Origin of the sequence: Streptomyces virginiae (assembly GCF_041432505.1) — a bacterium.
Classification (GTDB): Bacteria; Actinomycetota; Actinomycetes; order Streptomycetales; family Streptomycetaceae; genus Streptomyces; species Streptomyces virginiae_A.
Genome location: NZ_CP107871.1, coordinates 1,591,313 through 1,609,183, shown reverse-complemented (window position 1 = coordinate 1,609,183; position 17,871 = coordinate 1,591,313). Strand labels below are relative to the sequence as shown.

The window sequence follows — 17,871 nt, the reverse complement described above, 5'->3', positions numbered from 1 at the left end:
CGAACAGAGCCCCCGCCACCAGGGATTAAGCTGCGGGAATCCCACAAGGAACCAACCTGGAGGCCCCGGTGAAGGTCGGCTGCATCGGACTCGGCGACATCGCGCAGAAGGCGTACCTGCCCGTCCTCACCACCCGCCCGGGCATCGAGCTGCACCTGCAGACCCGTAACCCCGACGCCCTGGAGCGGGTCGGCGACACCCACCACGTACCGGCCGCGCGCCGGCACACCGATCTCGACGCGCTGCTCGCCGAGGGGCTCGACGCGGCCTTCGTGCACGCCGCCACCGTGGCGCACCCCGAGATCGTGACCCGGCTGCTGGAGGCCGGCGTGCCCACCTATGTGGACAAGCCGCTCGCCTACGAACTCAGCTCGTCGCGGCAGCTCGTGGAACGGGCCGAGCGGCTCGGGGTCTCCCTCGCGGTCGGCTTCAACCGCCGCTTCGCCCCCGCCTACGCGCAGTGCGCCGACCACGCCCGCGAGCTGATCGTCATGCAGAAGAACCGGGTCGGGCTGCCCGAGGACCCGCGGACGCTGGTGCTGGACGACTTCATCCACGTCGTCGACACCCTGCGGTTCCTCCTGCCCGGCGAGGCCGACCACTTCGACGTGCGGGCGGTGGTGCGCGAGGGGCTGATGCACCAGGTGGTGCTCCAGCTGTCCGGCGCCGGCTTCACCGCCCTCGGCATCATGAACCGGCTGTCCGGCTCCACCGAGGAGATCCTGGAGGTGTCCGGGCGCGACACCAAGCGGCAGGTCGTCAATCTCGCCGAGGTCATCGACCACAAGGGCCAGCCGACCGTGCGGCGCCGCGGGGACTGGGTCCCCGTCGCCCGCCAGCGCGGCATCGAGCAGGTCGTCGACCACTTCCTGGAGGCGGTCGCGGCGGGCACCACGCTCAGCGCCCGCGACGCCCTGCGAACCCACGAGCTGTGCGAGCGGGTGGTGAGCTCGGCTCTGGAGCAGGCCTCCTGAGGGCCCGGCTGCCCGCCACCGCGCAATACACCGCGAGGGCGGCGAGGGCCGCGGTCACCGGCCAGTCCCCGAAGCGGACGTAGAGGGTCGTGCCGCGGGCGAGCGGGACCTCGTACACGGCCGCCGTGCTCGCGGACGTGGGCAGGGCGGCTCCGACCCGCGCGCCGGACGGGCCGTTCACCACGCTGATGCCCGTCAGGGTGGCGTGCACCATCGGGCGGCCATTCTCGGCCGCCCGCAGCGCGGCCAGCGAGGCGTGCTGGGCCGGGGCCCAGCTCTCCTGGAACGAGGAGGTCGCCGACTGGGCGACGAGCAGGGAGGCCCCGTCCAGGGTCAGGCGCCGGCTCATGTCGGGGAAGGCCGACTCGAAGCACACCAGCGGGCCGATCCGGACCCCACCGGGCCCGTCCGTCCGGGCGGGCAGGTCCATGACCACCGGGGCGTCGCCGCGCACCCGGTCCTCGCCCGCCGCCTTGCCGACCGAGGTGGCCCAACCGAACAGCGCACGGGCCGGCACGTACTCCCCGAAGGGGACGAGCCGCATCTTGTCGTACCGGTCGCCCGTGGGGCCCTGGGGGCCCACGAGGACCGCGCTCTTGTAGATCCCCGGGCGGTCCGCCCTCCGCGCGTCCACGTTCACCAGCAGCGGAGCCCCGACCTCCGCGGACAGCGCGGACAGCCGCCGGGCCAGGTCCGGGCGGGCGCTCAGGTCCGCGCCGACGCTGCTCTCGCCCCACACCACCAGATCGACCCGCTGCCCGGCCAACGGCCGCGTCAGCCGCTCACCGACGTCGAAGCGCCGATCCGCGCTGTCCGGACCGTCCGCCACCGGACCCGGCTGTACGACGGCCACGCGCAGCCGGCCCGATTCCTCGGGCCGCGCCGCCCACACCCACACCGCTCCCGTCAGCACCGCGCAGCCGGTCATCCCGGCCACCGCCGGGATCCGCGCGCCCGGCACCGCGATCAGCAGCACCAGCGCGCAGTTCACCGCCACCACCAGCAGGCTGACCAGCCACACCCCGCCCACCGAGGCCAGCCGCAGCGCCGGCGCCACCTGCCACTGGCTCGCCCCCAGCAGGCCCCACGGCCCGCCCAGCCCCTGCCAGGACCGCACCAGCTCCGACAGCAGCCACGCCGCCGGTACGAGGATCAGCGCGCAGCCGGCCCGGCCCGCCGCCGGGGTCCCGCCGAGGAGCTCCCGCACCAGGAGGGCCCAGGGGATCCAGAGCAGCCCGAGCAGCGCGGCCACCGGGATCAGGAACACGTGCAGGCTGGGCAGCAGCCAGTGGTGGACGGCCAGGATGTACCCCGCGCCGCCGAGCCAGCCCTCCAGCGCGGCCCGCCGCCCGGTGGGGGCCGACCGCAGCAGCAGCATCCAGGGCACGAGGGCGGCGTAGGCGAACCACCAGAGGGCGGGGGCCGGGAAGGCGAGGGCCGGTAGCGCCCCGGCGGCCACGGCGGCGGGCGCACGCCATCGAGGGGACCACCACCGCATGCGCATCATGATCATGGCGTGCCTCCGCTTCCAGTGTGGCAGTGCCGGACGTCCGGGCCAGTCGAGCGGTTCCGGTCCGGCTCAGGCGGTCATGTGCCGCCACTTCTCCTGCACCGTGACGCGGGTGAGCCGCCAGCCGTCGCGGGTGCGGGCCAGCGCGAAGTCGTAGCGCCCGGCGGCGACGAAGTTGGGCGAGGTGATCGCGGCGTCGGCGTCCGGCCCGGCCAGCCGCATCGGATTGAGGAAGTCCGCCCGGACCTCGGCGCTGTCCCCGGGGGAGCCGCCCACGTCCTCCAGCCGGATCAAGCGGTTCACGATCAGGTGCTGGCGTACGGGGAACAGCGTCATCGTCTCCGCCAGCCAGTCCGCGACCTCCGCCACCGAGCCCTCGATCCCGCCGGCCGAGCTGTAGTCGACCCTCCCGGAGGCCGTGAACAGGGCCCGGTACGCGGCCCAGTCACCGTCGTCGACGGCCACCGCGTAGCCCGTGACCACCTCGTCGATCGCCAGCCTGTCCATCACCGTCGCGAGATCCACACGCTGAGTCATCGGGTCAGTCTGGGGCTGCGCGGGCGCGAGGCCAAGGGCCGTGCGCCCACCGGATCTTCCCGCGGCCGGTCAATGACCGGAACGGGACTCCCGCTGCCGGACCACGACGAGGAACGCGTCGCTGTCCAGGTCCATGACCACCTCCGCCTGTACGCCCTCGCGCATCCGCTGCGCGGCGTACTCCTCGGCGGGCCAACTTCCCCGCGGACTCCCGGCGGGAAACCGCTCCAGCACCACTCGACCCATGGGGCACCCCCTGCGTTCGCCTTCCACTCTCTTCAGGCACAACGACGCGCAGGCCGCCCGGGAACGTTCCCGAGCGGCCTGCGGTTCACGCGAAGAGGTGGTGCGGGGCCCCGCTAGGAGCCGGACTCACCCGCGTGCGGGCTCAGCACGTCCGTGCCGATCAGCACGAACAGCAGGATGCCCAGGAGGATCCGGTAGATCACGAAGGGCATGAAGCTCTTGGTCGAGATGAACTTCATGAACCACGCGATCACGGCGTAGCCCACGAAGAAGGCGATGACCGTCGCGAAGATCGTCGGGCCCCAGGAGATGTGCCCCGGGTTCTCCACGACGTCCTTGATCTCGAACGCTCCCGAGGCCAGCACGGCCGGGATCGCGAGGAGGAAGGAGTAGCGGGCCGCTGCCTCACGGGTGAAGCCGAGCAGCAGACCGCCGGAGATCGTCGCGCCGGACCGGGAGACGCCGGGGATCAGGGCCATCGCCTGGCAGACACCGAAGACCAGACCGTCCTTGACGCCCAGCTGCGCCAGCGTCTTGCGCTCGCGGATCGCGCGATGCCGGCCGCCTTCCTCGTCACGGGCGGCCAGCCGGTCGGCCACGCCGAGCACGATGCCCATGAGGATCAGGGTGGTGGCCGTCAGTCGCAGGTCGCGGGCCGGGCCCACGATCGCGTCCTTGAAGACGAGACCGAGGATGCCGATCGGGAGCGAGCCGACGATCACCAGCCAGCCCATCTTGGCGTCCTGTTCGGACCGCAGGGCCTTCGTGTAGAGGGAGCGGAACCAGGTGGAGACGATCCGCGCGATGTCCTTGCGGAAGTAGATCAGCACGGCGGCCTCGGTGCCGATCTGGGTGATCGCGGTGAAGGCCGCTCCTGGGTCGTGCCAGCCGGCGAACGCCGCGGTCAGCCGCAGGTGGGCGCTGGAGGAGATCGGGAGGAACTCCGTAAGCCCCTGGACGAGACCGAGGATTAGGGATTCGAACCAGCTCATGTCGGGGTGCGCTCGTCCTTGTGATCGTCGGGCAGTTCGCGTCCGATGCTAGGGCCCGTGCGAAGCGGCGCTGACCACAGGGGGGTGTTGGGGCAGCAGTTCGGGCATCCGATCCTCGGTTCGAGGGGGTGCCAGACGGTGTCGTTTGCGCCACGCGAGGACCCCGCCGCCCACCAGCGAGACGACGATGAAGCCGAACGAGACGAGGAACGCGGGCGATCCGGGAGAGGAGGCGCTGGCCCCCGCGATCACGTACGCGGCGGTGTTCGGCACGACCCCGATCGCCGTGGCGAGGAGGAAGGGAACCCAACCGCACCGCGACACCGCGGCACAGTAGTTGGCCACCACGAACGGCATTCCGGGGAAGATCCGCACCGCCAGGATCGAACGGAAACCGTGCCGACTGAGCTGGCCGTCGGCCGCCTGGAGCCAGCGCCCGCGCAGGAACGGCCGCAAAGCCTCCTGGCCCAGCATCCGGCCCAGCCCGAAGGAGATCGCACCGCCCAGCACCGTGCCGCCGACCGCCGCGACAAGGCCGAACTGGCTGCCGAAGACGGCTCCCGCCGCCAGATTGAGCAGGGGCCGCGGCACGAGGGCCGCCGTGCACACGCCGTACGCGGCTGCGAACAGCAGGACCGCCGTGCCCACCGGGAGCCCCGGGGGCCAGCCCTCCGAGAGGATGCGCTGGGGCTCGTACAGCAGCACGCACATGCCGGCCGCGACGAGCAGCACGACGAGCACCGACAGCCGGGTCCACGGCGCGAGGAGGAGGGACATCCCGGGAGACTAGCCCACGTATACGGCGGTGCGCCGTAATCTGGACCTCATGCAGTCGAACGACCGGCGCCCCCCGCGAGTTCCCCGCAGCGCCCTCGCGGACACCCTGCTGGAGCGGCTGCACCAGGCCTACCCGCCCGCCGCCGATCCCGTACGGGCCCGGGCGATGGGCGCCTACATGAAGGACGTCGCGCCCTTCCTCGGCATCCCCACCCCCCTGCGCCGGGAACTGTCGAAGACCGTGACGAAGGACACTCCGAAGCCGTCCGAGACGGACTGCGCGGCGCTCGCGCTGGGCTGCCGGCTCCTCCCGGAGCGCGAGTACCAGTACTTCGCGGTGGACTATCTGCGCCGCCACATCGCCCGCTGCTCCTCCGGCTTCCTGCCCGTGGTCCGGCACCTGATCGTCACCGTCCCCTGGTGGGACACCGTCGACCTGCTCGCCGCGCACACGGTCGGACCGCTGGTGGCCGCCGACCCGGAACTCGCGGCCGTGATGGACGAGTGGATCGAGGACGAGAACCTCTGGCTCGCCCGCACCGCTCTGCTCCACCAGCTCCGCTTCAAGTCCGCCACCGACACCGACCGGCTCTTCGGCTACTGCCGCAGCCGGGCCGGCCACCCGGACTTCTTCGTGCGCAAGGCCATCGGCTGGGCCCTGCGCGAGTACGCGAAGACGGACCCGGAAGCCGTACGCGCCTTCGTCGAGGCCGAACGCGGCTCCCTGGCCCCGCTGTCGGTCCGCGAGGCGCTCAAGAACCTCTGACCACGCCGAAATTCATTCGACGGGTCCCGGACCGTCCGGCAGGATCAGGGGCATGAACCGGTATGCCTTCCTCGCAGAGCGGTCCGCGGTCGCGGACGCGCCGAAGGCTGCCGCAATCGTGGAGGCACCGGCAGGCGCACCCGCGTTCGCACCCGTCCTCGCCGCATTCGACGGCGCACGAAGCTGACCCTTCCCGGATCGTCCGGCGGACCCCACAGGGGGAGGGTCGGCTCGCCCTCGGGGTCCCGTAGCAGCTTCCAGACACGGGAATGAATCATGGCCAAGACGGCCTTCGTGCGCACCAAGCCGCACCTCAACATCGGCACCATGGGTCACGTCGACCACGGCAAGACCACCCTCACCGCCGCCATCACCAAGGTCCTCGCCGAGCACGGCGGCGCCTCCTTCGTGCCCTTCGACCGCATCGACCGGGCCCCCGAGGAGTCCCGGCGCGGCATCACGATCAACCTCACGCACGTCGAGTACGAGACCGACACCCGGCACTACGCCCACGTCGACATGCCGGGCCACGCCGACTACATCAAGAACATGGTCACGGGCGCCGCCCAACTCGACGGCGCCATCCTCGTCGTCTCCGCGCTCGACGGCGTCATGCCACAGACCGCCGAGCACGTGCTCCTCGCCCGGCAGGTCGGCGTCGACCACATCGTGGTGGCGCTGAACAAGGCCGACGCCGGGGACCCCGAGCTCACCGACCTGGTCGAGCTGGAGGTCCGCGAGCTGCTCACCGCGCACGGGTACGGCGGGGACGCGGCGCCGGTGGTACGGGTCTCCGGACTCGGGGCGCTGGAGGGCGACCCGCGGTGGACGGAGGCGATCCAGGCGCTGCTGGACGCGGTGGACACGTACGTACCGACCCCGGTGCGCTACACGGACGCGCCGTTCCTGCTGCCGGTGGAGAACGTGCTGACCATCACCGGGCGCGGGACCGTCGTGACCGGCGCCGTCGAGCGCGGCACTGTACGTGTCGGGGACCGCGTGGCGGTCCTCGGCGGTGACGGCGAGCCGGTCCTGACGGTCGTCACCGGGCTGGAGACCTTCGGGAAGCCGATGGAGTCCGCCGAGGCCGGGGACAACGTCGCGCTGCTGCTGCGCGGGGTGCCGCGCGACGGCGTGCGCCGCGGGCACGTGGTGGCCGCGCCGGACAGCGTGACGCCGCAGCGCCGGTTCACGGCGCAGGTGTACGTGCTGTCCGGGCGCGAGGGCGGCCGTACGACACCGGTCGCCAGCGGCTATCGGCCGCAGTTCTACATCCGCACCGCCGACGTGGTGGGGGACGTGGACCTGGGCGAGGTCGCCGTGGCCCGGCCCGGGGAGACGGTCACGATGACCGTCGAGCTCGGCCGGGACGTCCCGCTGGAGTCGGGTCTCGGCTTCGCGATCCGCGAGGGCGGACGGACGGTCGGCGCGGGGACGGTGACGGCCGTACTGGGGTGATCCGGATCTGATCCCGGTCCGATCCGGACCCCTCTGTGGTGGCGGTGGCCCCGCTGCGCCAGACTGCCGTCACCACAGGCATGCGCGGAGGGGCGGGCGGAGATGAGCGGCGACACGGCACTGGTGCTCGGCGGCGGGGGACTGACCGGCATCGGCTGGGAGTGCGGAATCCTGTACGGCCTCGCCCGCGCGGGCGTGGACCTCACCACCGCCGACCTGGTCGTCGGCACCTCCGCCGGTTCCGTGGTCGGGGCCCAGCTCACCTCCGGACAGCTCACCGCGCAGGAGCTGTACGAGCGCCAGCTCGGGGACCCCACCGGCGAGGCCACGGCGAAGCTGGGGGCCGGTCTCCTCGCCCGGTACGCCGTCGCGATGGCGCGCTCGCGCACCGCGACGGCCTACCGGCAGCGGGTCGGCGCCATGGCCCTGGCCGCCGACACCGGCGCGGGCGGCGAGGCCGAGCGGCGCAAGGTCCTGGCCGCCCGGCTGGTCTCCCACGAGTGGCCCGAGCGCCGGCTCGTCGTCACGGCGGTGGACGCCCTCACCGGTGAGCTCAAGGCGTTCGACCGGGGGAGCGGCGACGGGCTCGTCGACGCGGTCTCGGCGAGCTGCGCGGTGCCCGGGGTGTGGCCGCCGGTCACCGTCGGCGGCCGCCGCTTCATCGACGGCGGAATCCGCTCCGCCACCAATGCCGACCTGGCCGCCGGGTACGCGCGCGTGGTGATCCTCGCCCCGATGTCGCTCGGTTCGGGCCTGGTCCCCTCACCGTCGGCGCAGGCCGAGCGCCTGCGGGAGGCGGGAGCGCGGGTCGTGCTGATCACCCCGTCGACGGCCGCCCGCAAGGCCTTCGGGCGCAACGTGCTGGATCCGGCGCGGCGTGAGCCGGCCGCCCGGGCGGGCCTCGCGCAGGCCGAGGAGCACGTGCAGGCGACGGCGGCGGTCTGGTCCGCCGCGGCCGCCTGAGGGCTGTTCGAAGCCCGCCCGGTCGCTGCCGGACAATGGACCGGTGAGCGACGAACAGATCCCGGTCGTCCGGGAAGTGGGCCAGGGCACCGCCAAGCTGATGCCGGACGTGGACCGGGAGCGGGCCTGGCTGCTGACGGTCGACGGGGCCCCGCAGTCGTATGTGGACCTGGACGATCCGCAGCACCTGGAATTCGAGTACGTACGCCGCCTCGCGCACGTCCTGGACTGCGCCGCCGAGCCCGGGCTCGCGCTCGACCTGCTGCACCTCGGCGGCGGTGCGCTCACCCTGCCGCGTTACGCTGCCGCCACCCGGGCCGGATCCCGGCAGACGGTCGTCGAGTTCGACGCGGGCCTGGTCGACCTCGTGACCGAGCACCTGCCGCTCGCGGCGGACTCGGGGGTCACCGTCCACACCGCCGACGCACGGGCCTGGCTGGAGGGCGCGCCCGCCGCGAGCGTGGACCTGGTGGTGGCCGACGTGTTCGGTGGCTCGCGGGTGCCGGCGCAGTTGACGTCGGTGGAGTACGCCCGGGCGGCCGCGCGGGTGCTGCGGCCCGGCGGGCTGTACGCGGCGAACCTGGCGGACGGGGCGCCCTTCGACTTCCTGCGGGCCCAGGTGGCGAACTTCGCCGACGCGTTCGCGGAGCTGGCGCTGATCGCCGAGCCGGCGGTGCTGCGGGGGAGGCGGTTCGGGAACGCCGTACTGCTGGCCTCGGACGCCCCGCTGGAGGTGGGGGCGCTGGCCCGCAGGTGCGCGGCCGACGCGTTCGCGGCCAGGGTGGAGTACGGGGACGGGCTGGCCCGGTTCCGCAAGGGCGCGGTGCCGGTGGCCGACGTGGACGCGGCTCCGTCCCCGGCGCCGCCGGAGGGCGCGTTCAGCCTGGGGTGAGCGGCCGGGGCCGACGGCGTCCCGACGGCCGACGGCGTCTCAGCGACCGACGACGTCTCAGCGACCGACGGCGTCGGCGGGCGCAGCGGCGGGAGCGGGCTCGGCCGCGGTCGCCGTCGCCGTCGCCGGGACGATGGTCTTGCTGTGCGCCCGGCGGGTCATGCGGCGGACGTCCGGGACCAGCAGCACGAGGGCGGTGGGCACGACGACCAGCACCGCACAGCCCCACAGGGACGAGGTGCGCCCGAAGGCCGATTCGGCGGGCCCGGCCAGGGCGGTGGCCAGCGGAAGCATCGACACCGAGCCGAACCAGTCGTAGGCGGTGACCCGGGAGAACTTCTCCTCCGGGATCTCCTGGTGCATCGCGGTCATCCAGTTCACACCGAAGACCTCGATCGCGGCGCCGCTGACGAACATCACCACGCACAGCCCCCACACGGGCAGCGGCACGGCGAGTCCCGCCGAGGGCAGCGCCAGCGGGAACACGCACAGCGTGCCGACGAGCAGCAGGCGGCGCGGCTTCCACGCCATCATCAGGACGGCCCCGGCGATGGTGCCGACGCCGAAGAAGGCCAGGGCCACGCCCCAGGGCGCGGGCCCGCCCAACTGGTCCCGGGCGACCAACGGTCCGTAGACCGCGTCGGCGGCGCCGACGACGGCGACCACGACGGAGAACTGGAGCACGATGCTCCACAGCCACGGGCGGGTCCGGACCTCCACCCAGCCCTCGCGCAGATCGGACAGCAGGCCGCCGCCGGGCGTCCGGTCGGGTACGTGGCTGACGTCGAGGAAGGCCCGCAGGGCGCCGGCGAACGCGAAGGCGGCCGCGTCGGCGGCCAGCACCCAACCCGGGCCCACCGCGGCGATCATCGCGCCGCCGAGGGCCGCGCCGCCGATGCCGGCGCCGTTGATCGCCATGCGGAAGAGCGCGAAGGCGCGGTTGGAGTGTTCACCGGAGACGGTGGAGAGCAGCATGCCCTCGGCCGCCGGATTGAAGAAGGCCGTGCCGGTGCCGCACAGGGCGGTCAGCAGCATCATCTGCCACAACTGGGGTTCGCCCGCGAGGACGAGGACGGCGAACGCGGCCTGCGAGAGGCAGTTCAGGACGTTGGCCGCGACCATCACGCGGTGGCGGGGCAGCCGGTCGGCGATGGCGCCGCCGATGAGCAGGAAGAGGACGAGCGGCAGCGTGCGGGCGGCCGCGATCAGTCCGACGTCGCCGACGGATCCGCCGGCCTCCATGACCGCGAAGGCGGCCGCGATGTGAGCTCCGTGGCTCCCCAGGTTCGTGATGATCGCCGCACCCGTGAGCAGGCTGTAGTTGCGGCCGGCCCACTCGGGTCGGCGGCGGTTCACGGGCGTACGGGGTGCTGCGCTGCGGGGAGAACTCACCCCCGGACTATCCCCGTCCCGGGCCGAGAATCCAAACGGATTCTCCGGCCCGGGACGTGGGACGGATCACGGCGTGGTGAGCCGGATGGAACTGATGACCTTGTTGGAGACGTCGTCCGGAACCTCGTCCTTCACCCCGGCCGCGCTGATGAGCACGAAGCTGGCGAAGTCACCGACGGCGTTCTTGAAGCCGAAGCCGACCGTCTTGCCGTCGGTGGAGCACTTGTGCTCCTTCTTCAGGTTCGGAGCGGTCACCACCACCATGTGGCCCTTGATTCCGGAGGAGGTGGTGTACTCCTTGGCCGCGCCCACCTTGACCGTTCCCTTGGGCTCCTTCTGGGCGAAGGCCGCCCAGGCCCAGGCGCTGGTGTTGTCGGTCGCCACCTGCGCGGTGTCCTTGGCGCCCTGGGCGCCCTTGATACCGGTGTCCGCGAGCGAGAACTTCTCGACCCTGCCGTCCGCGTCCTTGTCGACCGTGCACCACTCCTCCTTGAGGGTGGCGGTGCCGCTCATCGTGATGATGGGGCTTCCGTCGTTCTTGACCTCGTCGTGGAAGGAGAGGCTCACGCCGGATTCGTTGACGTTCCACTCGGGGGGCACGTCGTAGCTGACGCCGTACTTGGTGTTGACGACGACCTTCCAGCCCGGGATGACGGGCTGGGTGTTGCCGCCGGCCCGCGGGTTCGGGCTGCTGCCCGCCGGGGCGGGTGCCTCGACCGGCGCCGAGGGGCCGGCCGTCGGCTTGTCGTCGGCCTCGGTCTTCTTGTCGTCCCGGGTCAGGACGAACGCACCGGTCGCCGCGGCCACCACGACGACGGCGGCCGCGGCGACGATCGCCACGGTCTTGGTCGAGTACGGGCTCCCGCCGCCGCCGGTGGCGGCGGGCTGGGGCTGCTGCGGCAGTTGGGGCTGACCCCACTGCTGGCCGGGGGCGCCCTGGGGCGGCTGGTACCCCGGCTGCTGCGGGTATCCGTAGCCGGGCTGCTGCTGGTACGGGTTCGGCTGTCCCGGCTGCTGCTGGTACGGGTTCTGTTGCGCGTCCTGAGGGTTCTGTTCTCCCCCGGGCGGCTGCTGCTGTCCTGGCCACATGGCCGGTAACGATAGTGGCCGTGGCCGCGGGGAGCCACGGCCGCCCCCTGGGGAGCTCTGGTCAACGAGGACTACTCGCGGGTAACATCGCGTTCCATGAGCGCAGACCAGATGAACGTGGGCGAACTGCTCGCCGCGACCGTACCGATGGCCCGGACCCTGAACCTCCAGTTCCTGGAGACCACCCCCGAGCGCGCGGTCGTCCGGCTTCCGGATCAGCCCGACTACCACAACCACGTCGGCGGCCCGCACGCCGGCGCGATGTTCACCCTCGCCGAGTCCGCGAGCGGCGCGATCGTCCTGGCCGCCTTCGGCGACCAGCTCTCGCGCGCCGTCCCGCTCGCCGTGAAGGCCGAGATCGGCTACAAGAAGCTCGCCAAGGGCGTCGTCACCGCCACCGCCACCCTCGGCCGCCCGGCGGCGGAGGTCGTCGCCGAACTCGACGCCGGTGGCCGCCCCGAATTCCCGGTCACCATCGCCATCCAGCGCGAGGACGAGGCCGTGACGGGCGAGATGACCGTCATCTGGACCCTGCGCCCCAACGCCTGACGGCATCCGTCGCGCGGCGACGCAGGCCGCGCCGGCGGCGCCGATGGCGCGCCGCCGCTGCCGGAGGGCTGAACCTCGGCGCCGCGGTGGCGCGTCTCGGCGGACCCGGCGGGCGCGCGGCGCACAGTGGGCGCGGGAGCGGTCCGGCGCGGGCCGCTCCCGCCGACCCACGCCGCAGGGAGCGCCCATGAGCGAGGCCGTGTCCAGACGTTCCGCGATGCGACTGCTCGCGACGGCGGGCACGGCGGGTACGGCCCTCGCGGCGAGCGCCTGCGCGCCAGGCGTGCCGCCGGGCGCGGGCGCCCCCAGGACGCCGCCCACCGCACCGGCCGGCGCCGCCGCCGGCGCCAAGGGCCCCGCCCGCATCGACGCCCTGCTGGAGCGTCTCACCCTCGACGAGAAGACCGCCCTCCTGCACGGCGCCCCCGACCCCACCTCCCTCGGCCAGGCCGGCTACGTGCCCGGCGTGCCCCGCCTGGGCATCCCGCCGCTGCGCCTCACCGACGGCCCCGCCGGGGTACGCGTCGCCCGACCCGCCACCGCACTGCCCGCACCGGTCCTGCTCGCCTCCGCCTTCGACCCGGCGCTGGCCCGCGAGTACGGCCGCGTCATCGGCCGCGAGGGCCGGGCACTGGGCCAGGACGTCGTGCTGTCGCCCATGGTCAACCTCATCCGTACCCCGTACGCGGGCCGGAACTTCGAGACCCTCGCCGAGGACCCGCGCCTGACCGCCGACCTCGTGGGCGAGATGATCCGCGGCATCCAGGACGAGGGCCTGATCGCCACCGTCAAGCACTTCGCCCTCAACAACCAGGAGCACGGCCGCGACACCGTCGACGTGATCGCCGCCGAGCAGACCCTCCACGAGACGGAGCTACGGGGCTTCGAAGCCGCCGTGGCGGCCGGCGCGGGCGCCGTCATGGGCGCCTACAACAAGGTCAACGGCGTCCACGCCTGCGAGAGCAAGCCACTGCTCGACGAACTGCTGCGCAACGGCTGGGGGTTCGACGGCTGGGTGATGTCCGACTGGGACGCCACCCACAGCACCGTCGCCGCCATCGGCGCCGGCCTCGACATGGAGATGCCCGACGGCACCCACTTCGGTGCACCCCTGCGCGAGGCGGTGCGCGGCGGCTCCGTACCCGAGAGCGCCGTCGACCTCGCCGTCCGCCGGATCCTCGCCACCATGGACCGCTTCGGGCTGCTGGCGGCGCGGCCCGCCGCCCGGCCCCCGCGCGACTCCGCCGCCGGGGCCCGGACGGCCCGCAAGGTGGCCACCGCCGGGTCCGTACTGCTGCGCAACGAACACGGCACCCTGCCCCTGACCGGTGCCTCCGCCCGCTCGATCGCGGTGATCGGACCGACCGGCCAGGTGCCCTTCGTCGGCGGCGGTGGCAGCGCGCACGTGACCCCCGACGGAGCGGACGGCCCGCTCACCGCCATCCGGCGACGGGCCGGGAACGGCTCGACCGTCCGCTACGCCCTCGGGGAGGACGTGTACGGGAGGCCGCTCCCGGCGAAGCTGCTGACCCCGGCCGCCGACCTGGAGGCGCGGTCCGTGGAACCCGGGCGGGTCTTCAGCCACGAGGCGGAGTTCCGCCTGGCCGCCGACGACGAGTGGACCCTGCTCGTCCACTACACCGGGAAGCGGCCCGTCGTGCGCCTCGACGGGAAGGAACTGTTCCCCGTCCGGCAGGGCGTGGCCGAGTACTTCGCCGGTGGACTGCTCGGCTCCGCACCCGACGGGATGAGCGTCCGCCGCACCACCCTCGCCCTCAAGGCGGGCACCCACCGGCTCGCCGTGACCGCCGAGGGCGGCGACAAGGGCCAGCGCTTCCGGCTGCGGCACACCACCGGGGCGACCCGCGCCGCGGACCTCGCCGAGGCCGTGAAGACCGCGAAGGCGGCCCGCAGCGTGGTGTTGTTCGCCTACGAGGACGCCACCGAGGGCCGGGACCGCACCTCCCTGGCTCTCCCCGGCGGGCAGGAGCGGCTGATCGAGGCCGTGGCCGCCGCGAACCCCCGTACGACCGTCGTGCTCAACACCTCCTCCAGCACGACCATGCCGTGGCTCCCGCGTACCGGAGCCGTCCTCCAGATGTACTACCCGGGCCAGGAGGGCGCGGGAGCCACCGCCGACCTCCTCTTCGGGGACGTGGACCCCGGCGGCCGCCTCACCCAGACCTTCCCGGCGGACGAGCGGGCCACCCCGGTCGGCGGCGAGCCGCTGCGCTACCCCGGCGTGGGCGGCCGCCAGGAGTACTCCGAAGGCATCCACGTCGGCCACCGCTGGTACGACGCCCAGCGCGTGACCCCGCTCTTCCCCTTCGGGCACGGGCTCTCGTACACCACCTGGCAGTACGAGAAGCTCACCGTCCGGCCGCAGCGCAGTGGGCTGCGCGTGGAGTTCACCGTCCGCAACACCGGTCGCCGCAAGGGCACCGAGGTGGCCCAGGTGTACGTCGGTCCCTCCACGGAGCTGGAGCTCGACCAGCCGGTCCGCGCGCTGGCCGGCTACCGGCGGCTCGTCCTGGCACCGGGCCGGGCGGAGCGGGTCACCCTCGACATCGACGCGCGGGCCCTGTCGTCGTGGGACCCGGAGCAGCACGCCTGGGTGCTCGGTTCCGGCCGACGTCAGGTGTTCGTGGGCCGATCGTCGCGTGAACTGCCACTGAGGTCCAAGGCGGTCCTGGCGAGCCGATAGGCTGCCCGTTCGGCGTGTCACAGGGGGCGCGCCGAGGACGACACGGGAGGACGTACCGGTGCACATCCAGGAATGGCTGGAGACGATTCCGGCGGTCAGCATCTATCTCCTGGTGGGACTGGTCATCGGGCTCGAGAGCCTCGGCATCCCACTGCCGGGAGAGATCGTCCTGGTCAGCTCGGCGCTGCTGGCCTCGCAGCACGGGGAGATCGACCCCGTGATCCTGGGACTCTGCGCGATCACCGGGGCGATCGTGGGTGACTCGATCGGCTACGCGATCGGCCGCCGTGGCGGCAAGCCGCTGCTGGAGCGGCTGGGCCGGCGCTTCCCCAAGCACTTCGGGCCCCAGCAGGTGGCGCTGGCGGAACGCTCCTTCGAGAAGTGGGGCATGTGGGCCGTCTTCTTCGGACGGTTCGTGGCCCTGCTGCGGATCTTCGCCGGGCCGCTGGCAGGCGTGTTGCGCATGCCGTACTGGCGTTTCCTGATCGCCAACGTCCTCGGTGGCATCCTCTGGGCGGGCGGCACCACGGCCGTCATCTACTCGGTCGGGATCGTCGCCGAGCCGTGGCTGAAGCGGTTCTCGTGGCTGGCCCTGGGACTGGCCGTGTTGTTCGGCCTCGCCGTGACGCTCGTGGTGCGCAACCGCATGAAGAAGGCGGCCGCGGCCGTCGGCACCGCCGAGGCGGAGATCCCCGCACAACAGTCTGCCCCGGCCACGGTCGGCGAGTAGCGGCAGCACGGTTCACCGCCCGCCCGCCCGCCCGCCTGCTCAGCGGGTCAGGCCCGCCAGGACGCTTCCGGCGGCGGCACGGAACTCCTCGTCGCCGCGGATGATCTCGGTATGGCCACCCGAGCCGATGACGCGACGCTCCCCGTCCGCGAGCAGCCGTACGCGTTCGCGTCGGGCGGGGGTGAACGCGGCGGGGCCGAGGGCGGCGAGTGTCTCCAAGGCGCCCCGCGCGGAATGCAGGTACCCGCCCGGCTTCACCGATGAGAGGACGCGGTCGGCGAGATCGGCGAGCCCGACACCGGCCGGACGGTCATCGCCCGGGTACGCGGCGACCAGCGCCCGTGCGGCGGCCGCCACCGTCTCCGGTCGGTCGAGCATCGACAGCAGATGAGGGACGGCCGGCCGTGCGGCGGGGCCGAGGAGGGCGGCGACCTCGGCCGCCTGGTTCGCGGTCCGGTGGCCCCATGGCCTGGTCGCCCAGGTCAGGCCCTCCAGGATCATGGGCAGCACGACATCCTGATCGGCGGTCAGCTCCCAGACCGTGGCGGCCGCCGTCAGTCCCGCCTGGGCCGTGTCGAGGACGGTCCGGGTCTCGGACGGCTCGGCGAGCAGTGCGAGGAGCTGGGGGAGCAGCGGCCGGGCCTGCTCGCCGAGCGCAGCGACGGCCCGCAGGACCTGGTCACGCGCGGCGCCCCGCTCACCGAGTGCCGCGCCCAGGACGGCGATCGAGGGGCCCGCGTCGCCCGTCAGGGAGTGGAGGGCGCTCGCGGCCGCCTGACGGGTCGCCGGGGGACCGGTTCCGGCGTGGGCCCGAAGGGCGGTCACCGCGTCGAGGTCCCGCTCGGCGTCGGCGACCGCGGCCAGCGCCCGGAAGATCGGGAGGGGGTGGTGGGGCAGCGCGTCCATCAGCTCGGGCAGCGCGGCCCGTGCCGCGGGACCCCAACCTGCCGGCAGACCGGCGAGATGCACCGGCTCGTCGACGGCCGCGAGACCGCCCCCGTACCCGTACCGCGACCGGCGCTCGCGCGGCGTCGAGGCGTCGGCCGTCACGACGGCCAGCCGTGCGCGGACCGCGTCGAGGAGCACCGGGGTGCACGGCAGAGGAGCCGGGCGCGGGCCGAGGGTGCGTCGGAAGGCGGCCTCCAGCGCGTGCGGCCGGTCCGCGAGCCGGGGCGCGAGGAGTTCCCCGGCCTCGGGCGCGCCCAGCGACACCAAGGCAGCGAGGGCCCGGTCGGCCGTTTCGTCCGTCCCCCGGGAGAGGCGGACCAGTGCCGGCACCGCCTGCGGGGCGGGCTCGGCCCAGTGGCGCACGGCGGAGACGACCTCGTCGGCGGCGGCCGGAACATCGAGCAGCGGCAGCATCGCCGGCAGCAACCGGGCCGGAGCGGCCCGTGAGCGCAGCGCGAGCGATTCGGCCGCCCACGTCGCCTCGGTGACCGCCGTCCCCGGATCCGCCCCGGCGCGTACGGTCTCCACCGCGCGCTGCAGCGCCGCGACGACGACATCGATCGCCGCGTCGACGTCGCCACGCTCGCGCAGGCCGTCAGCGAGGTCCTTCAGCGGTTCGCCTCGCCACTGACTGCCTGTCGTGTGCCGGTCCAGCGGCGACAACGCCGCCACGACGGAGGCCAACTCCCGATCCCAAGGACGACCCGTTTCCACGCACGCCAGCAGGGCGGCCACGCGCACCGGTGGAGCTTCCGCCGGGCTCAGGGCGATCGCGGCCATCCCCTCGGCCGCGTCCGGATCGACCCGGACGCACGCGGTCAGCACATCGGCCCGCACCACCGGATCGGTCTCCGACTCCCAGCGCCGGCGCAATGCCGCACGGGTGTCCGGGCCCGCTGTCCGCCCGCACCGGGCCACCGCCCATGCCGCGCACTGCCGCACCTCGGGGACGGCGTCCGCCAGCGAGGGCAGCAACGACGGCAGCTGCGCGACGACCGCCGCGCGCGCCGCGCCCTCCCGGTCGAGGCCGTGCTCGTCCGTGCTCTCGGCGACGGCCCCCAGCATGCCGAGCAGGCTCGCGCGGCGCACACCCGCGGCCGCGAGGCGGGCCAGGAACGGCACGGCCGCCACCGTGGCCTCGTACACCGAGCCTTGGTGAACGAGGCTGCCCCACAGCTCCTGCTCGGCCTCCGCCGCGGCCTCTTCGGTGGAGGCGGTCAGCGCCCGCAACAGATCGGGGACGTCCTCGGCGGGGCCGTAGGCATGGTGCAGTTCCGACCACGCGATCCGGTCGAGGCCCGCGAACACAGCGGCAAGATCCATGCGGCGGATCCTGTCAGACGG

Annotated in this window: 16 protein-coding genes; 8 read left to right on the top strand and 8 right to left on the bottom strand. The window is 73.5% G+C overall.

The annotated features are described in order from the left end of the window. Nucleotides 1–68 precede the first annotated feature (68 nt). Nucleotides 69–974, top strand: coding sequence for a Gfo/Idh/MocA family protein (locus OG624_RS07475; RefSeq protein WP_033220856.1), 906 nt, complete (start codon nt 69–71; stop codon nt 972–974). Here OG624_RS07475 and lnt read toward each other — a convergent pair. From lnt to OG624_RS07450, 5 genes are all read right to left on the bottom strand, one after another. Continuing rightward, nucleotides 898–2,487: an apolipoprotein N-acyltransferase gene (gene lnt / locus OG624_RS07470; RefSeq protein WP_326747627.1), complete on the bottom strand. Its 1,590-nt coding sequence runs from the start codon at nt 2,485–2,487 to the stop codon at nt 898–900. The genes OG624_RS07475 and lnt overlap by 77 nt on opposite strands. 66 nt (nt 2,488–2,553) lie before the next feature. Continuing rightward, nucleotides 2,554–3,021, bottom strand: a complete 468-nt coding sequence (locus OG624_RS07465) for a nuclear transport factor 2 family protein (protein WP_371639248.1) — start codon at nt 3,019–3,021, stop codon at nt 2,554–2,556. Between the two features lie 69 nt (nt 3,022–3,090). Next, the gene (locus tag OG624_RS07460) at nt 3,091–3,267 is read right to left on the bottom strand and encodes a hypothetical protein (protein ID WP_167745548.1); all 177 of its coding nucleotides are present in this window, start codon (nt 3,265–3,267) and stop codon (nt 3,091–3,093) included. A gap of 113 nt (nt 3,268–3,380) precedes the next feature. Beyond that, nucleotides 3,381–4,259 (bottom strand): undecaprenyl-diphosphate phosphatase, encoded by an 879-nt coding sequence (locus OG624_RS07455; protein ID WP_033220860.1) that lies wholly within the window; start codon nt 4,257–4,259, stop codon nt 3,381–3,383. 48 nt (nt 4,260–4,307) lie between these two features. Continuing rightward, nucleotides 4,308–5,036 (bottom strand): TVP38/TMEM64 family protein, encoded by a 729-nt coding sequence (locus OG624_RS07450; protein WP_371639247.1) that lies wholly within the window; start codon nt 5,034–5,036, stop codon nt 4,308–4,310. Nucleotides 5,037–5,085: 49 nt separating this feature from the next. Between OG624_RS07450 and OG624_RS07445 the strand changes: the two genes are divergently transcribed. The 4 genes from OG624_RS07445 (at nt 5,086) to OG624_RS07430 (ending at nt 9,115) form a co-directional block, all read left to right on the top strand. Then, the gene (locus OG624_RS07445) at nt 5,086–5,802 is read left to right on the top strand and encodes a DNA alkylation repair protein (protein WP_033221052.1); all 717 of its coding nucleotides are present in this window, start codon (nt 5,086–5,088) and stop codon (nt 5,800–5,802) included. 276 nt (nt 5,803–6,078) lie between these two features. After that, nucleotides 6,079–7,260, top strand: coding sequence for an elongation factor Tu (gene tuf, locus OG624_RS07440; protein WP_371639246.1), 1,182 nt, complete (start codon nt 6,079–6,081; stop codon nt 7,258–7,260). A 102-nt stretch (nt 7,261–7,362) separates the two neighbouring features. Further along, a complete protein-coding gene (locus OG624_RS07435; RefSeq protein ID WP_371639244.1) occupies nt 7,363–8,223 on the top strand; it encodes a patatin-like phospholipase family protein in 861 nt (286 codons plus the stop codon). Nucleotides 8,224–8,323: 100 nt separating this feature from the next. Further along, nucleotides 8,324–9,115, top strand: coding sequence for a spermidine synthase (locus OG624_RS07430; protein ID WP_371594592.1), 792 nt, complete (start codon nt 8,324–8,326; stop codon nt 9,113–9,115). Nucleotides 9,116–9,172: 57 nt separating this feature from the next. On the opposite strand, the gene OG624_RS07425 is transcribed toward OG624_RS07430, so the two are convergent. Beyond that, nucleotides 9,173–10,507: an MFS transporter gene (locus OG624_RS07425; RefSeq protein WP_371639243.1), complete on the bottom strand. Its 1,335-nt coding sequence runs from the start codon at nt 10,505–10,507 to the stop codon at nt 9,173–9,175. A 66-nt stretch (nt 10,508–10,573) separates the two neighbouring features. Beyond that, nucleotides 10,574–11,596, bottom strand: coding sequence for a membrane protein (locus OG624_RS07420; RefSeq protein ID WP_033220871.1), 1,023 nt, complete (start codon nt 11,594–11,596; stop codon nt 10,574–10,576). A gap of 96 nt (nt 11,597–11,692) precedes the next feature. Between OG624_RS07420 and OG624_RS07415 the strand changes: the two genes are divergently transcribed. The 3 genes from OG624_RS07415 (at nt 11,693) to OG624_RS07405 (ending at nt 15,579) form a co-directional block, all read left to right on the top strand. Further along, on the top strand, nt 11,693–12,145 hold the full coding sequence (locus OG624_RS07415) for a DUF4442 domain-containing protein (RefSeq protein WP_184791899.1): 453 nt from the start codon (nt 11,693–11,695) through the stop codon (nt 12,143–12,145). Between the two features lie 187 nt (nt 12,146–12,332). Then, the gene (locus tag OG624_RS07410) at nt 12,333–14,849 is read left to right on the top strand and encodes a glycoside hydrolase family 3 protein (RefSeq protein ID WP_371639242.1); all 2,517 of its coding nucleotides are present in this window, start codon (nt 12,333–12,335) and stop codon (nt 14,847–14,849) included. A 58-nt stretch (nt 14,850–14,907) separates the two neighbouring features. Beyond that, nucleotides 14,908–15,579, top strand: a complete 672-nt coding sequence (locus OG624_RS07405) for a DedA family protein (RefSeq protein WP_033220875.1) — start codon at nt 14,908–14,910, stop codon at nt 15,577–15,579. 39 nt (nt 15,580–15,618) lie between these two features. Here the strand turns inward: OG624_RS07405 and OG624_RS07400 are convergent, their stop codons facing one another. Continuing rightward, on the bottom strand, nt 15,619–17,850 hold the full coding sequence (locus tag OG624_RS07400) for a hypothetical protein (protein WP_371639241.1): 2,232 nt from the start codon (nt 17,848–17,850) through the stop codon (nt 15,619–15,621). Nucleotides 17,851–17,871: the final 21 nt, after the last annotated feature.

Coding starts and splice junctions, on each gene's coding strand:
- lnt (WP_326747627.1), bottom strand. CDS start 2,487: ATGATCATGATGCGCATGCGGTGGTGGTCCCCTCGATGGCGTGCGCCC.
- OG624_RS07465 (WP_371639248.1), bottom strand. CDS start 3,021: ATGACTCAGCGTGTGGATCTCGCGACGGTGATGGACAGGCTGGCGATC.
- OG624_RS07460 (WP_167745548.1), bottom strand. CDS start 3,267: ATGGGTCGAGTGGTGCTGGAGCGGTTTCCCGCCGGGAGTCCGCGGGGA.
- OG624_RS07455 (WP_033220860.1), bottom strand. CDS start 4,259: ATGAGCTGGTTCGAATCCCTAATCCTCGGTCTCGTCCAGGGGCTTACG.
- OG624_RS07450 (WP_371639247.1), bottom strand. CDS start 5,036: ATGTCCCTCCTCCTCGCGCCGTGGACCCGGCTGTCGGTGCTCGTCGTG.
- OG624_RS07445 (WP_033221052.1), top strand. CDS start 5,086: ATGCAGTCGAACGACCGGCGCCCCCCGCGAGTTCCCCGCAGCGCCCTC.
- tuf (WP_371639246.1), top strand. CDS start 6,079: ATGGCCAAGACGGCCTTCGTGCGCACCAAGCCGCACCTCAACATCGGC.
- OG624_RS07435 (WP_371639244.1), top strand. CDS start 7,363: ATGAGCGGCGACACGGCACTGGTGCTCGGCGGCGGGGGACTGACCGGC.
- OG624_RS07430 (WP_371594592.1), top strand. CDS start 8,324: ATGCCGGACGTGGACCGGGAGCGGGCCTGGCTGCTGACGGTCGACGGG.
- OG624_RS07420 (WP_033220871.1), bottom strand. CDS start 11,596: ATGTGGCCAGGACAGCAGCAGCCGCCCGGGGGAGAACAGAACCCTCAG.
- OG624_RS07415 (WP_184791899.1), top strand. CDS start 11,693: ATGAGCGCAGACCAGATGAACGTGGGCGAACTGCTCGCCGCGACCGTA.
- OG624_RS07410 (WP_371639242.1), top strand. CDS start 12,333: ATGAGCGAGGCCGTGTCCAGACGTTCCGCGATGCGACTGCTCGCGACG.
- OG624_RS07400 (WP_371639241.1), bottom strand. CDS start 17,850: ATGGATCTTGCCGCTGTGTTCGCGGGCCTCGACCGGATCGCGTGGTCG.